This window comes from Flavobacterium sp. KH_035, from assembly GCF_057839565.1.
The window spans coordinates 2,947,249-2,962,222 of record NZ_CM174492.1 but is presented as its reverse complement, the minus strand read 5'-3'; the positions used below and the strand labels follow the sequence as shown (position 1 = coordinate 2,962,222).

The following is a 14,974-nucleotide window of genomic DNA, read 5'->3' as shown; positions in this document are numbered from 1 at the left end:
AACCATCTCTTAAAAGGTTCTGACTGATTTTTTTTATAAAATTTACACCCCACGTAACCTGTCAACCTTTGCATCTTTGAAACTTGGAACCTTGAAATTATTCCATAAATGAATAAACGTTCATTTATTATTTATATATTTGCTGTCTAATTAAATAAGACATGAACAATTCACTTATAAAAAACAAAAAGATCGTCATTATTGGTGGCGGGCCTGTTGGTTTAACAACAGCGAGAATTTTACAAATTAACGGTGCTGACGTAACCGTTTACGAAAGAGATCTTAATGCCCAAGCCAGAACTTCGGGTGGGACATTGGATATTCATTCGGATTCAGGTCAAAAAGCAATCGAAAAAGCAGCTTTAATGGACGTCTTCTATCAGTACGCACGTCCAACCGGCGAAAAAATGGCTGATATGCATGGAAACATTACTTCGGCTGAGATGCCCGACGAAAAAAATGCTTACGCAAGACCGGAAATAGACCGTAATGATTTAAGAAAAATCATGTTGGAAAACCTGAATGAAAACACAGTAGTTTGGAACAGTCACTTAACCAATATTGAAAAAACAGGAGAACAATACCATTTAGAATTCAAAAACGGCACTACCATAACCGCCGATTTTGTGATTGTTGCCAATGGTGGAAGATCGAATGCCAGAAAATTTGTAACTCATAAGGAACCTCAACTTTCGGGAACTTATATTATTCAGGGAGAAATTACCCATCCTGATCGTGATTATCCGGAATTCAAAACCAAATATGGCGACGGAAATGTAATGGCAATGGGCGAACAGAAAATGTTTTATACTCATACCTTACGCGACGGTTCCATTCATTTTGGAGTTTCTTTTAAAGCAGATGAAAATTGGATTTCAAACAACGGAATTGATTTTGAAGACCATGCAACCGCAAGAACTTTTTTAAATGAAACTTTTAAAAATTGGAATGACGACTATAAAAAGTTCTTTGCCGTTGCCACTGATTTTTCCGGACTGCCTTTACGTTTATTCTCTTTGGAAGAACCCTGGAAAAAACATTCTAACATTACACTTGTTGGTGATGCCGCACATTTAATGCCTCCTTTTGCAGGCGAAGGGGTCAATATGGGATTGATGGACGCATATCAATTAACCGAAAATTTAACCAGCGGAAAATTTATCACCCTTCAGGATGCCATTGATGATTATGAACAAAAGATGTTTAGCTACGCTTTAGAAGCACAAATGGAAACTTGTAAAATGGAGAATTTACTGCACTCAGATATCACAACCGAAGACATCATGAATAGTCGCATTGGCCATAAAAACGAATAATAAAACAAAAAAAAGGCATAAGAAACTAACTCTTATGCCTTTTGTTTTATATTGAAAACTAAAAATTATCTTGAATAATTTGGAGCTTCTTTTGTAATGGTAACATTATGTGGATGACTTTCCGTAATTCCGCTTGACGTGATTCTAACAAAACGTCCAGACTCTTGTAACGTTGGAATATCTTTTGAACCACAGTATCCCATTCCGGCACGAAGACCACCAATGAACTGAAGCATACTTTCGTTTAGCTCTCCTTTATAAGGAACACGTCCCACAATTCCTTCCGGAACCAATTTTTTAACATCATCTTCAACATCCTGGAAGTAACGGTCTTTTGATCCGCCCTGCATTGCCTCAACAGAACCCATTCCACGGTAAGATTTGAATTTTCTTCCTTCAAAAATGATCGTTTCTCCCGGAGATTCTTTTGTTCCTGCTAATAAAGATCCTAACATTACACAATCAGCACCTGCAGCAATAGCTTTAGGAATATCTCCTGTGTAACGAATTCCACCATCAGCAATTACCGGAACTCCTGTTCCTTTGATCGCTGCAGCTACTTCAAGAACTGCTGAGAATTGTGGAAAACCAACACCTGCAACAATACGGGTTGTACAGATAGAACCAGGTCCGATTCCAACTTTTACACCATCAGCACCATTTTCAACTAAATATTTAGCTGCTTCTGGAGTTGCGATGTTACCCACAATTACGTCAATGTTTGGGAATTTAGATTTTACTTCTTTCAGGGTGTTTACAACACCTTCGGTATGTCCATGAGCAGTATCAATGATAATAGCATCAACACCTGCAGCAACTAAGGCTTCAGCTCTTTGAACTGCATCACCGGTAACTCCAATTGCCGCCGCAACTCTTAAACGTCCAAAAACATCTTTGTTTGCAATTGGCTTTTGAGTCAGTTTTGTAATATCTCTGAAAGTAATTAAACCAACTAGTTCGTAGTTAGCATTTACTACTGGTAATTTTTCGATTTTATGTCCTTGTAAAACGACTTCTGCCTGCTCTAAAGAGGTTCCTTCGGCAACAGTCACTAAGTTCGTGCTTGTCATTACCTCAGCGATTGGTCTTGCTCCGTTTTTTTCGAAACGTAAATCACGATTAGTAACGATTCCTTTAAGTATTTTATTTTCATCAACGATTGGAATACCACCAATTCCGAATTCTTTCATTGCATTTTTTGCATCTGCAATAGTTGAATTCGTTGGTAAAGTTACCGGATCGATAATCATTCCGGATTCCGCACGTTTTACTCTTCTAACTTTCGCAGCTTGTTGCTCGATCGTCATGTTTTTATGCAAAACACCAATTCCACCTTCCTGAGCCATAGCAATTGCCATTGAACTTTCGGTAACGGTATCCATAGCAGCTGATACTATTGGAACATTAAGTGTTATATTTCGTGAAAACTTTGATTTAATACTCACTTCGCGGGGAAGCACATTAGAGTAGTTAGGTACTAATAATACATCGTCGTAAGTTAAACCTTCGCCGATAATCTTGGAGTTGTGTGCTATCATGGTGCAATTTCTAGTTGAATTGCGTGCAAATATAGTGAATAAATTGATAACTTGAATACTAAGTTATTCTTAATTTTATAGTTAAGGAATAAATCTTACAAATGTTTAATATGGTAAATTCCAATTTTTGAAATTCCAAATTCCAATTGTTAGAACCTGAAACCTGAAACTTGAAACCTGAAACCTGAAACCTGAAACTTGAAACTTGAAACCTGAAACCTGAAACCTGAAATTTGGAATTTGGGATTTGAGATTTGGAATTTCAAAAAATTTATTCCTCCTGATTATCATTAAAAATAAAATTGAACCCAAACTGAAATGCCATACTATTGGCTTTTGAAACGTCTTTGAATTCCAGAACATTATTGACGAGAACATACATATTAAGTTTTCCAAGGGTGCCTGAAAGTCCCAAACCTATATTTTTACTAGAATAAGAGTCAATTGTATAAGTAGCCTTAACATCTAATTTCTCAAAAATACTGCGTCGGTAAAAAGCAGTTACCGCCACAAAAGGTTCGACTGGTAAAGCCATAGCAAACAGCTGCCCTCCTACACCATTCACGTATTTTCTGGCGACTTTTCCTTTGCAATTACAGTCTTCATCAGAATGTGATTCGCCAAAAGAGTACTGTAGCGAAGAATAGAATTTTGTTGGTCTGCGGGTGGTGTATTTATTATAAAGTGTGTCGCGTGGTATTGCCTTATCAAAGTCATCAAAGATATTCTTCGGTTCGTTTGAATTCATAAAATCAGGATTTACCCCATCGTATTGATATGTTCCTTTATAGGTTAAAGTTTCGATATCTTTTGACTGCCTCACAAAACCCAGATCGACAATACTTCCGGTTAACTGAAGATTTTCTTTAAAATAATACGTAAATCCTGCGTCAAGCCCTAAGCCAAGACTTCCGTTAAAAAAAGTATTGTGTATAATATCTTTTGGAATACTTCCTTCGTACTCGTCTTTTGTAAATGTAGCGATCCCGGATGTCCTTACCTCTAAATTAGAAGATATTACCTGATTATACAAATTAGGGGTTCCGGCTGCCTGACCGGTATAAATAAATCCTGAATTTCGGGTTGATGTTGCATTTGCACCACTCGAGTAAATTTTGGCACGGCCACCCAGAACCAATTTCTCACTTAGCTTTTTATGAAAGCCTACATGAAACACAGAGAGTATTTCGGCTCTCATGTTTAAATCAGCCAAATTGAACGATTTCCCAATATAATCCTTGTTTCCGTTTAATGCCAGAACTCCAAGATCCTTAGGAACGTACATTAAAAAATCAAATTCCTGATAGGCTCCAAACGAAATGTATGACTGACTGTCTCTTCCTCCAACTCTGAAACCTCCTGAGAATAACTCGAGCTGCTGATTAATCTGAGTTTTATCTTTGCTTGATGATTTATTAATGACATTTCGGATTTTATCATTAAAATTCACCCCATTATTGGCAAATAAATCATAAGCCGAAAAGCTGCTTGAGCCCAAATTTGCTGAAACTCCAGATAAAACGGGAACTCCAAAATAAAATTTATAAGCAACATCAGCACCCGGATTCACAAGCGAGGATTGTGGAATGGCGGTAAAATTATACAGCACTTCTTTATTTTGAGCAAAACAAGACAGTTGAAATACCAATATTAAGACCAGATGCAACTTTCTCATTCGATTACCATATAAGCAGTTGCACTTGAACGTAATTTTAAACTTCCTGCACTGTTTCCGTTTAAAGGCGGACCTGGTGCCATTACAACTACAAACCCAAGCTTTCTGGACTGTTTTAATAAACCTAATCGCTGATTTTCGAATACTTCGGTGGGATATTTTATAACATTACTACCTCCTGTATAGGCAGGAACAGCAAGTGTAATGGTTTGAAGAATTTGATTGTTATCGTTTAGAAGTAATATATTGAGTGTAAAAGCTCTGTTTATGGTGTTCTCCATTTCAAAATCAAACTCAGCTTTAACGAGATTGTCCTTAAAAAATTTTTCTTTAAAAATGTCAAAATCCTGAACATCAAAACCTATTTGTTGTTCGGTTCCATTGTCTATAAACGAAGCTGCAGGGACATCAAAATAAGCCAGATTAGCCACAAAAGCAGGTTCTAACTTTAAGTCTTTAGTCTGATCAAAGTCCAAATCACTGGAACATGAAGAAATAAAGATGGATAAGAATAGTATTTGAGAAATTCTCTTTATAAAATGTAGTCTCATGGTATTTATACATTATCTAAATACTAACAACGATGATTTGCTATCACTTATTATTTGTCTTTGCTAAGTAAATATAGTTATTTTCTAATGAAATTTCCCAAACAATTTTGATGCTTCATTGTATGCACTCTCAAAACTTAAAGAATTCAGGCCTGTGGCTTTTTTATTGGATGTAAAATAAGAGATCAACTTTTCGGTAGGCATATTACCGGTGAGCTTATCTGTTGCCATTGGACAACCGCCAAACCCCTGAATAGCACCGTCAAAACGGGTACAACCAGCTTTAGAAGCGGCATCTATTTTCTCAAACCAGCTGTTTGGAGTAGTATGCAAATGTGCTCCAAACTCAATTTGCGGATATTTCGGAATCAAATTTGAAAAAAGGTACGTGATTACTTCCGGTGTAGAACTACCAACAGTATCAGAAAGCGATAATATTTTAACCCCCATTCCGGCCAGCTTCTCTGTCCATTCGCCTACGATCTCAACATTCCACGGATCACCATAAGGATTTCCGAAACCCATAGAAAGATAGGTAACGACTTCCTTGTTTTTCTGATCGGCGATTTCAAGAATTTCTTCGAGAGTAACTAAAGATTCGGCTATCGTTTTATGTGTGTTTCGCATCTGAAAGTTTTCAGATATCGAAAAAGGAAATCCTAAGTACTGAATAGGCTCATGTGCTGCAGCCAGTGATGCTCCTTGTGTATTGGCAATAATCGCTAACAATTTACTTGTGGTTTGCGATAAATCAAGTTGCGCCAAAACTTCAGCAGTATCCTGCATTTGAGGAATGGCTTTTGGAGACACAAAACTTCCAAAATCAATAGTATCAAAACCCACTCTCAACAGAGCCTGTATATACGAAACCTTATTTTGGGTAGGTATGAAAGTTTTGATGCCTTGCATAGCATCACGTGGACATTCGATAATCTTGATTTCTTTATTCAAAGCTTACTCTTTTATAGTGGCTAAGTTAGTTTCTTTTTTAAAGAAATAAAAGTTATAATTTTCTTTAATTACATTACAAGATATAGTAACATTTTATTATGTTACACAAAAACGTAACAATCCGAAATGTTACACAAAAACGTAACATTAAAAAAATATTAACTACATTTGTAATACTATTATTATTCTTTTTATTTATATTTGAAGCTATGACTAGTGTAATTACAGGAGATATAATCGATTCCAGAAAGCAAAAATCAAAAGACTGGGTAACATCCTTAAAGGAGATCTTATCTCCTTTTGGACAAACACCTCTCCAATGGGAAATTTACAGAGGGGATGAATTTCAAATTGAAATAAAGAATCCTGAAGAAGCTTTATTGGTCGCCATTCTCATCAAAGCACATTTAAAAGCCTTAAAACTGGATGCCCGAATGAGTATTGGCATTGGAAATAAAACACATGATGCTGAAAAAGTTTCTGAAAGCAATGGTTCTGCCTTTATACACTCGGGTGAACTTTTTGAGACTTTAAAAAAACTAAAAGTAAGTTTAGCGCTGCGAACCGGCGATACTGTTATCGATGAAAAAATGAATTTAATGATTCAGCTTGCTCTCACTTTTATGGATAATTGGCCAGCTCAATCTGCCGAATTTGTAGCAATTGCAATAGAAAATCCAAGTTTATCACAAGAAGAATTAGCCCCGAAATTAGGAATAAAAAGAGCCGCTGTAAGCCGAAGACAAAAACGAGCTCAATTTGATTTAGTATTAAATTTAGACCGCTATTTTAGAACACAAATAAAACAACTTGCAACGTTATGATTTTATTTATAAAACTACTTTTAGCACATTTACTAGGTGATTTTACAGCGCAGCCCAACTCATGGGTAGCCGACAAAGAAGCCAAAAAACATAAAAGTATTTATCTATATCTTCATATTCTTTTACATGGAATTTTAGCCGCCGTTTTGGTTGGAGAAATCCAATTTCTCCCATATGCATTTCTTATTGCCGTATCTCATGGTATTATTGATTTAATCAAACTCCTTTTCCAGAAAAATAAAACGAAACGCAGTTGGTTTATAGTAGACCAATTGATGCACATTCTAGTTTTAATTGGAGTTGTTTTTCTCTACAAAGACGAAACAATCAATTTTCATTGGTTCAACAATCAATTTTGGATTTTAGTCACAGGAGTTTTACTCCTCACAAAACCAACTTCTATTCTCATTAAAACAATTATCTCGATTTGGAATCCTGAAAGTCAAAATAGCCACAATGAAAATTCACTCTCCAAAGCAGGAAATTACATTGGTATTTTAGAAAGATTATTTGTCTTCTGCTTTATCTTAACAGACCATTTTGAAGCTATCGGGTTTTTATTGGCAGCTAAATCCATTTTTAGATTTGGAGACCTAAAAGAAGCTAAAGACAGAAAACTCACCGAGTACGTTATGATTGGTACTTTGATGAGTTTTGGAATTGCTATTATTATAGGATTAATTGTTCAGACGCTGCTTTTACAATTGTGCTAAAACCTTTTTATTGATTGCTTTTATAAGCGCTGGCCCTTCATAAATAAAACCTGTATACAATTGAACCAGACTGGCTCCTGCATTTAGTTTTTCGATCGCATCATCTGCAGTATGAATTCCACCTACTCCAATAATTGGAAAAGCTTTATTGCTTTTTTCCGAAAGAAAACGAATCACCTCAGTAGAACGTTTCGTTAATGGTTTTCCTGACAGTCCTCCAGTTTCAGTCTGGTTAGCAGACTGCAATCCGTCGCGGGAAATTGTAGTATTCGTCGCAATTACACCTGCAATCTGAGTAGTTTTTACAATATCAATAATATCCAGTAATTGCTCATCTGTAAGATCCGGAGCAATCTTTAATAAAATTGGTTTTATTTTTTGTGTGCTTGTTTTTTGCTTCTCCACGTTTCTGTTTTGCAGCGTTTGCAATAAAGCTGTCAAAGGCTCTTTGTCTTGCAGAGCACGTAAATTTGGTGTATTTGGCGAACTTACATTTACCACAAAATAATCTACATGATCAAACAGGGCATCAAAACAAATGATATAATCGTTAACTGCATCTTCGTTTGGCGTAACTTTGTTCTTCCCAATATTACCGCCGATTAAAACTCCTGAATTCTTTTTCAAACGTTCTACAGCTTCCAGAACTCCACCATTATTAAATCCCATTCGATTAACAATCGCTTGATCTTCTTTCAATCGAAACAAACGTTTTTTAGGATTTCCTTCCTGCCCAACAGGAGTCACGGTACCAATCTCAATAAAACCAAATCCAAAATCTGATAATTCCTTAAACAACTTAGCATCTTTATCGAATCCTGCTGCCAGTCCTACCGGGTTTTTAAATTTGATTCCAAAAACTTCGCGCTCCAAACGGCTGTCTTTTACTTCGTAAATCGATCTGATAATTGATGAAACACCAGGGATTTTTGAAATGAATTTAACAAATGAAAAAGTAAAGTAATGTACTTCTTCCGGATCAAACCAAAAAAGTATTGGACGAATTATCAATTTATACATATTAGTGTGTTGTTGTTTTTTTTGATGCAAATTTAAATATAATACTTGAAAGTGACTATGATTTATAGAAAACTGTTTCTAACATTCTTTCCTCACATATATAACACTGAAAACAAACACGAAGCAATTGAAAGGCAACAGAGCAAAAAAACAATAGTAATTCTATGAAATAAATATAGTTATATTAAATCCTCTATTAAACTTTATTCTTAATTTTACCCTCAACTACTATACTCCATAAAAAACACTTATGATGAAAAATAAAACTTCCTGGATATTCGCAATCCTAATCCTATTCGTTATTACAATTGCTTATGGCTATACAAAACTTATTGTACCGAAACAAAAATTAGCCTCAATGGATTGTGCCGAAATTCCAAATACAGCAGAAGCTTCATTATTTAAACCAACGATCGAAAATAAAAACAAACCTTCTGGTAAAGCTCCGGCGGGAATGACCTGGATTCCGGGTGGAGAATTCTCTATGGGAAGCAATGTTGAAGACGAAAGCTTGTGCAGTATAAAAGGAGTCACGAAAGATGCCGCCCCAATACATCGTGTTTATGTAGATGGGTTTTACATGGACAAAACTGAAGTTACAAATGATCAGTTTGAAGCCTTTGTAAAAGCAACCGGTTATGTCACTTTTGCCGAAATAAAACCTACTCAGGAAGAATACCCGGATGCACCAATAGAAAATCTTGTTGCCGGATCGGCTGTATTTACCCCTACTCCTGCCAAAGTAGACTTAAACAACTACATGCAATGGTGGTCCTATGTACATGGTGCAGACTGGAGACATCCTGAAGGAGCAGGAAGTTCTATTAAAGGAAAAGGCAGCTATCCCGTTGTTCAAATTTCTTATGATGATGCTGCCGCTTATGCGAAGTGGGCCGGAAAAAGATTACCAACAGAAGCAGAATGGGAATTCGCAGCCCGTGGTGGGAAATCAGGCGAATTGTATGCTTGGGGAAATACCCTAAAACCTAAAGGAAAATTTCAAGCCAACATATACCAGGGACACTTTCCGATAGAAAAGGGAGACACTGGCGAAGATGGCTATATCGGTATTGCACCAACTGCAAAATTTGCGCCCAATTCTTACGGTCTTTATGATATAGGAGGAAATGTATGGGAATGGACAAACGACTGGTATACTGCGGACTATTACAAAGTAATAAGTAAAAACGGCCAGGTTGCCAAAAACCCACAGGGCCCTAAATCTTCTTATGATCCCGGAGAACCAAACTTACCTAAAAAAGTACAGCGTGGCGGATCCTTTTTATGTACCGATCAGTATTGCACTCGCTACATGGTAGGCACTAGAGGAAAAGGAGATTACAAATCACCCGCAAACCACATTGGCTTTAGATGTGTCCAATAAGTTTTTTTTAGTTAACAAATTAGCACGAATTAAAATACATTTCATATCACTTGCAAATCCAATTTCACAAATTTAAATTCGTGAAATTGGATTTCAACTTTGAATACCTAATGTAAATCAGTGAAATTTTTAGTAAACTTTTTTCTGTCTAATTTACAGTTTTCATAATTTGTAGCTTTACAACGCTTAACTATTTACTTATATTTGCCTAAAAATAAAAAAAATGCAACATATCATAGATCGTTTTATTAGTTATGTAACTATTGATACTGAATCAGATCCAAATTCAAAGACAACTCCAAGTACAGAAAAACAATGGAATCTTGCCAATAAACTAGTTGAAGAACTAAAAACAATTGGCTTATCGGATGTTACCATAGACAACAAAGCCTATATCATGGCTACATTGCCTTCTAATGTTGATCACGAAGTTCCAACAATTGGATTTGTATCTCATTTTGACACTTCTCCGGATTTTAGCGGAGCCAATATAAAACCTCAAATCGTTGAAAATTACGACGGTAAAGACATCCTTTTAAATGCTGAGAAAAACATTGTTTTATCACCAAACTACTTTAAGGATTTATTACAATACAAAGGGCAAACCATTATTACAACAGATGGAACCACTTTGCTAGGAGCCGACGACAAGGCAGGAATTACCGAAATTGTCTCAGCGATGGAATACTTAATTCAGCATCCTGAAATCAAACACGGAAAAATCAGAATTGGTTTTACTCCTGACGAAGAAATTGGCCGCGGTGCGCATCATTTTGATGTGAAAAAATTTGGTGCTGCATGGGCCTACACCATGGATGGAAGCCAGATTGGTGAGTTAGAATACGAAAATTTTAATGCAGCCGGAGCTAAAATCACCTTCAAAGGAAAAAGCGTTCACCCGGGTTACGCCAAGGGAAAAATGATCAATTCGATGTTGATTGCCAACGATTTCATCAACGAACTTCCTAAAGGGGAAACTCCTCAAGAAACCAAAGGTTATGAAGGTTTTTTCCATGTCCACCACCTTACCGGAAGTATTGAAGAAACTGTTTTAGAATTGATTATTCGCGATCACAACAAGAAAAAATTCGAAAAACGTAAAGACCTAATTGCTAAAATTGCAAAAAAAATCAATAAGAAATTTGCGAAACAATTTGGAGAAGATATTGTAACTGCTGAAGTAAAAGACCAGTACTACAATATGAAAGAAAAAGTACTTCCCGTAAAACACATTGTTGATATTGCCGAAAAAGCAATGCGCGAATTAAACATCAAACCAATCATCAAACCTATTCGTGGAGGAACCGACGGGTCTCAATTGTCATTTATGGGACTTCCTTGCCCGAATATATTTGCCGGCGGTCATAACTTCCATGGAAAATACGAGTATGTTCCTGCTGAAAGCATGCAAAAAGCTACAGATGTCATTGTAAAAATAGTCGAATTAACTGCAATTCCGGGTATTTTTGACGCACCTGAAAAGCCTAAAAGAAAAAGATAAATCCAAAAAATATGCCTGATAAGAAACACGTTTGGGACAAAGTCAATAGCTGGGAAGAAGAACTTCTTTTCCTAAAATCGATTATTGATAAAACCGAACTGATTGAAACCGTAAAATGGGGCGGCCCAGTTTATGTTTACAACAAAAAAAATGTTATCGGCATAGGAGGTTTTAAAGAGTACTTTACGATTTGGTTTTTTAATGGTGTTTTTCTGAAAGATGAGAAAAAAAAGCTCATCAACGCTCAGGAAGACAAAACAAAATCGTTACGCCAATGGCGCTTTACTTCAAAAGACGAAGTAAACGAAGCCGACGTTTTAGCTTATATTGCAGAAGCGATTGAAAACGAAAAACAAGGTAAGATCATAAAACCTACAAAAAAAGAAGCTATCATTTCTGAGCTTTTTCAAAAAGAAACAGCTCAGAATCCTACTTTAGCAGAAGCGTTTCAGAAATTTAGCCCTTACAAGCAATATGAATTCCTGGAATACATTGAAACAGCTAAACAAGAGAAAACCAAGCTTTCAAGGATCGAAAAAGTTATTCCGATGATACTACAAAACATCGGACTGAATGATAAATACAGATAGGGTTAAATTTCAAATTTTTAAAACTCCAAATTCCAAGCTACACAAAAACCTTTGTCAAAGTTTAAAACTTTGACAAAGGTTTTTTTTACGCAAAGACGAGTCATTTAGGAACGAGGAATCTTCGAAAGCAGCTCGACAAAGATTAAAGAATCACTATGTGGAGTTTCTTGCGTAGATCCCTCATTCCTCGGGATGACAATATTGTGGTTACTTTTACTGAATTAGATTGTGTGATTTCTCCTTTCAGTAGAAATGACAATTAAAAAAAATCCCAAACTCCTGTATTGGAATTTGGGATTTTTAATATTGTAATTTAAAAAATTAAGCTTTTTTCAAAGCAGCACTCATTTCCATAGAAATCGCTGAACGCTCAATTTTTAATTTTCCGGACATTGTTTCGATTACTGCACTTGTATCAGCAAGCTCAACGATTTTTCCGTGAAAACCACTTTTAGTAATTATTTTATCACCTACTTTCAGGCTGCTTTCAAATTCTTTTTCGTTTTTTACTCTTTTCTGTTGTGGTCTGATCATAAAGAAATACAACACTACAAACATTAGTAAATAAGGCGCAAATTTCATTAAATCTTGCATAGTATTCAGTTTTTATTTTTGTTATTAATATTTACGTTTTAAGCTCCCATAACTTCACTTAAAGCGACGTCATCAACGAGAGTTTGGAATTTATTTATAAAAATCGGTATCAATTACATTAACCCACGTCCTACTTTAACCATCTTTTTATTCGCTGTAAGCTCCTTAACCAGATTATCTAAAATTCCGTTGATAAAAATACTACTTTTTGGTGTAGAATATTCTTTTGCAATTTCTAAATATTCGTTAAGAGTTACTTTTACAGGAATAGAAGGGAATTTTAAAAATTCGCAGATTGCCATTTTCAGGATAATCGTATCAATTTCAGCAATCCTTTCACTGTCCCAGTTTGGTGTTTTATCATCGTATTCTTTTGCCAGAATCGATTCATTTAAAACTGTTCTTCTAAACAAGTCTTTAGCAAAATCCTTATCCTCAACATCTTTGTACAACTTAGGCACTCTAAAATCATCCGGATCTTCAGTTTTAATAGCCTTCAATTGTTTGATGATATGTGTATTTACAACTGGAATATCATCAACCCAAGTTAATTTATCATCCTCTAAATACTCATATAATTTTTCATTTGGAACAATTACATCTGCAAACAAATCAATTACAAATTGTCTGTCTTCTTCAAAAGTATTTGTTGTAGTGCTCATGTATTTTGCATACAATTCACTTGATTTAATATCATTTAAAAGCAAAATGATATAATCATCGTTCAGATTCCAGTTGTTGATTTTACGATTTTCTAAAGCAATACTAAGTGAATTACTTTCGGCAAGAAGTTGGAAAATTTTGTTTTTTACGAATTTTTCATTCGGATTACGTTCTGCAGCGGTTGCAAGATGTTTTTTACTAGAAAGATGTAAAAAAACTGATTCTTTTTTGCAAATTTCAATCAATGAAGAAAGCATTATAAGATATAGATCCTGAATATTATCAATACTGTAAAAAAGAAACTTCTCTTCTTTTTCCATATTATCAGAACCGCTTTGATGCATTGCATAAATGGATTGCATTACTTTAACGCGTATGTGTCTTCTATTTACCACCTTGTAAGAACATTTAAAAATTAGTCTGCAAAAGTATGAATTTCGCAGTTGATATTAAAATTAAAACATAAAAAAAGTCTCAGTTTTCAGTCTCAGTTTTCACTTTTTGCGAAACTTGAGACTGAAAACCGAGACCGTTAACTAAAAAAATTATTTTTTTGCGTTCTCAATTCTTCTCAAATCGATACGATTTTGAGCAATTGTAAGCGCTGCTTTGTGTGTTGTCATTCCGTTTTTCACAGCGTAATCGATAATCTCTAAAGTAGTGTTATAGATATTTTCGGTTTTTGTCATGATTTCAGCTTTACCGTAGTGCTCTAATTCAGCATATACGTTGATAATTCCACCAGCGTTGATTAAGAAATCAGGAGCATATAAAATACCTCTTTCCTGTAATCTTGCTCCGTGAATATTTTCGTCAGCCAACTGATTGTTCGCTGCTCCTGCAATAACTTTAGCTTTAATCTTATCTACTGTTGCATCATTAATGATTGCTCCCATAGCACATGGCGCATAAATATCAACATCAGCTGTATATAAATCTTCACCAGAATAGATTGAAGCATTGTATTTTGAAGCTACCTGATACAATTTCTCTTCATTGATATCAGTAATTGTAACGATTGCTCCTTCTTTAGTTAAATATTCTACTAAAGCTTCTCCTACGTGACCAATTCCCTGAACTAAAACTTTTTTACCTTCTAAAACATCAGTACCAAACTGACTTTTAGCAGCAGCTTTCATTCCTAAATAAACACCATAAGCTGTTATTGGAGAAGGGTTTCCTGAACCACCTCTTTCTTCAGAAATACCAGTAACATAAGGCGTTACATCTCTAACAGTATCCATGTCTTTTGTTTCCATTCCAACATCTTCAGCAGTAATATATCTACCACCTAAAGAGTGAACAAATTCACCAAACTTACGCATTAATTCAGGTGTTTTTTGCGTTTTAGCATCACCAATAATTACTGCTTTACCTCCACCGATATTCAATCCGGTAATGGCAGATTTATATGTCATACCTCTTGAAAGACGCAAAACATCGTTTAATGCTTCCCATTCAGTATTGTAATTCCACATTCTAGTACCTCCCAAAGCTGGTCCCATAACCGAATTATGAATACCAATAATTGCTTTTAAACCTGTATCTTTGTCGTTGCAAAATACAATTTGTTCGTGATCGTCAAAAGACAATTGACCAAAAACAGGATCCATTTTTTGAAGTTCTTTTCCAGTTGCGAAAGTTGCATCCATAG

At 35.4% G+C, this 14,974-nt stretch carries 14 protein-coding genes; 6 read left to right on the top strand and 8 right to left on the bottom strand.

The features are described from left to right. Positions 1–161: 161 nt before the first annotated feature. The gene (locus AC3IS6_RS12140; protein WP_489159653.1) at positions 162–1,316 is read left to right on the top strand and encodes an FAD-dependent oxidoreductase; all 1,155 of its coding nucleotides are present in this window, start codon (positions 162–164) and stop codon (positions 1,314–1,316) included. Between the two features lie 65 nt (positions 1,317–1,381). Here the strand turns inward: AC3IS6_RS12140 and guaB are convergent, their stop codons facing one another. From guaB to AC3IS6_RS12120, 4 genes are all read right to left on the bottom strand, one after another. Further along, positions 1,382–2,854 carry an IMP dehydrogenase gene (gene guaB, locus AC3IS6_RS12135; protein ID WP_264523219.1) on the bottom strand — a complete coding sequence of 491 codons (1,473 nt, stop codon included), beginning with the start codon at positions 2,852–2,854 and terminating at the stop codon, positions 1,382–1,384. Between the two features lie 271 nt (positions 2,855–3,125). Then, complete coding sequence (locus tag AC3IS6_RS12130) at positions 3,126–4,529, bottom strand: DUF5723 family protein (protein ID WP_489159651.1); 1,404 nt, start codon at positions 4,527–4,529, stop codon at positions 3,126–3,128. Further along, positions 4,526–5,080: a hypothetical protein gene (locus tag AC3IS6_RS12125; RefSeq protein WP_489159649.1), complete on the bottom strand. Its 555-nt coding sequence runs from the start codon at positions 5,078–5,080 to the stop codon at positions 4,526–4,528. The genes AC3IS6_RS12130 and AC3IS6_RS12125 overlap by 4 nt, the downstream gene beginning before the upstream one ends. Before the next feature lie 84 nt (positions 5,081–5,164). Continuing rightward, positions 5,165–6,031, bottom strand: a complete 867-nt coding sequence (locus AC3IS6_RS12120; RefSeq protein ID WP_489159647.1) for a hydroxymethylglutaryl-CoA lyase — start codon at positions 6,029–6,031, stop codon at positions 5,165–5,167. A 209-nt stretch (positions 6,032–6,240) separates the two neighbouring features. Here AC3IS6_RS12120 and AC3IS6_RS12115 point away from each other — a divergent pair, with 209 nt between their 5' ends. Further along, complete coding sequence (locus tag AC3IS6_RS12115) at positions 6,241–6,855, top strand: SatD family protein (protein WP_489159645.1); 615 nt, start codon at positions 6,241–6,243, stop codon at positions 6,853–6,855. Then, a complete protein-coding gene (locus AC3IS6_RS12110) occupies positions 6,852–7,568 on the top strand; it encodes a DUF3307 domain-containing protein (RefSeq protein WP_489159643.1) in 717 nt (238 codons plus the stop codon). Before AC3IS6_RS12115 ends, AC3IS6_RS12110 begins: the two co-directional genes overlap by 4 nt. Here the strand turns inward: AC3IS6_RS12110 and AC3IS6_RS12105 are convergent. After that, positions 7,554–8,588, bottom strand: a complete 1,035-nt coding sequence (locus AC3IS6_RS12105; RefSeq protein ID WP_489159641.1) for a quinone-dependent dihydroorotate dehydrogenase — start codon at positions 8,586–8,588, stop codon at positions 7,554–7,556. The genes AC3IS6_RS12110 and AC3IS6_RS12105 overlap by 15 nt on opposite strands. Positions 8,589–8,838: 250 nt before the next feature. On the opposite strand from AC3IS6_RS12105, the gene AC3IS6_RS12100 reads away from it, so the two are divergent. From AC3IS6_RS12100 to AC3IS6_RS12090, 3 genes are all read left to right on the top strand, one after another. Then, on the top strand, positions 8,839–9,972 hold the full coding sequence (locus AC3IS6_RS12100) for a formylglycine-generating enzyme family protein (protein ID WP_489159639.1): 1,134 nt from the start codon (positions 8,839–8,841) through the stop codon (positions 9,970–9,972). A 223-nt stretch (positions 9,973–10,195) separates the two neighbouring features. Beyond that, positions 10,196–11,473, top strand: coding sequence for a peptidase T (pepT, locus tag AC3IS6_RS12095; protein ID WP_489159637.1), 1,278 nt, complete (start codon positions 10,196–10,198; stop codon positions 11,471–11,473). Positions 11,474–11,484: 11 nt separating this feature from the next. Then, a complete protein-coding gene (locus AC3IS6_RS12090) occupies positions 11,485–12,063 on the top strand; it encodes a YdeI/OmpD-associated family protein (protein ID WP_489159635.1) in 579 nt (192 codons plus the stop codon). Positions 12,064–12,384: 321 nt separating this feature from the next. Here AC3IS6_RS12090 and yajC read toward each other — a convergent pair whose 3' ends face one another. The 3 genes from yajC to AC3IS6_RS12075 form a co-directional block, all read right to left on the bottom strand. Further along, positions 12,385–12,657 (bottom strand): preprotein translocase subunit YajC, encoded by a 273-nt coding sequence (yajC, locus tag AC3IS6_RS12085; protein ID WP_173967012.1) that lies wholly within the window; start codon positions 12,655–12,657, stop codon positions 12,385–12,387. Between the two features lie 113 nt (positions 12,658–12,770). Then, positions 12,771–13,682, bottom strand: a complete 912-nt coding sequence (gene nusB, locus AC3IS6_RS12080; protein ID WP_264523209.1) for a transcription antitermination factor NusB — start codon at positions 13,680–13,682, stop codon at positions 12,771–12,773. Between the two features lie 183 nt (positions 13,683–13,865). Further along, positions 13,866–14,972 carry a Glu/Leu/Phe/Val family dehydrogenase gene (locus AC3IS6_RS12075; RefSeq protein WP_281922148.1) on the bottom strand — a complete coding sequence of 369 codons (1,107 nt, stop codon included), beginning with the start codon at positions 14,970–14,972 and terminating at the stop codon, positions 13,866–13,868. Positions 14,973–14,974 lie beyond the last annotated feature (2 nt).

What these genes read in the sequence shown, in the direction of transcription:
- AC3IS6_RS12140 (WP_489159653.1), top strand. Translation starts at nt 162, where the DNA reads ATGAACAATTCACTTATAAAAAACAAAAAGATCGTCATTATTGGTGGC.
- guaB (WP_264523219.1), bottom strand. Translation starts at nt 2,854, where the DNA reads ATGATAGCACACAACTCCAAGATTATCGGCGAAGGTTTAACTTACGAC.
- AC3IS6_RS12130 (WP_489159651.1), bottom strand. Translation starts at nt 4,529, where the DNA reads ATGAGAAAGTTGCATCTGGTCTTAATATTGGTATTTCAACTGTCTTGT.
- AC3IS6_RS12125 (WP_489159649.1), bottom strand. Translation starts at nt 5,080, where the DNA reads ATGAGACTACATTTTATAAAGAGAATTTCTCAAATACTATTCTTATCC.
- AC3IS6_RS12115 (WP_489159645.1), top strand. Translation starts at nt 6,241, where the DNA reads ATGACTAGTGTAATTACAGGAGATATAATCGATTCCAGAAAGCAAAAA.
- AC3IS6_RS12110 (WP_489159643.1), top strand. Translation starts at nt 6,852, where the DNA reads ATGATTTTATTTATAAAACTACTTTTAGCACATTTACTAGGTGATTTT.
- AC3IS6_RS12105 (WP_489159641.1), bottom strand. Translation starts at nt 8,588, where the DNA reads ATGTATAAATTGATAATTCGTCCAATACTTTTTTGGTTTGATCCGGAA.
- AC3IS6_RS12100 (WP_489159639.1), top strand. Translation starts at nt 8,839, where the DNA reads ATGATGAAAAATAAAACTTCCTGGATATTCGCAATCCTAATCCTATTC.
- pepT (WP_489159637.1), top strand. Translation starts at nt 10,196, where the DNA reads ATGCAACATATCATAGATCGTTTTATTAGTTATGTAACTATTGATACT.
- AC3IS6_RS12090 (WP_489159635.1), top strand. Translation starts at nt 11,485, where the DNA reads ATGCCTGATAAGAAACACGTTTGGGACAAAGTCAATAGCTGGGAAGAA.
- yajC (WP_173967012.1), bottom strand. Translation starts at nt 12,657, where the DNA reads ATGCAAGATTTAATGAAATTTGCGCCTTATTTACTAATGTTTGTAGTG.
- nusB (WP_264523209.1), bottom strand. Translation starts at nt 13,682, where the DNA reads ATGCAATCCATTTATGCAATGCATCAAAGCGGTTCTGATAATATGGAA.
- AC3IS6_RS12075 (WP_281922148.1), bottom strand. Translation starts at nt 14,972, where the DNA reads ATGGATGCAACTTTCGCAACTGGAAAAGAACTTCAAAAAATGGATCCT.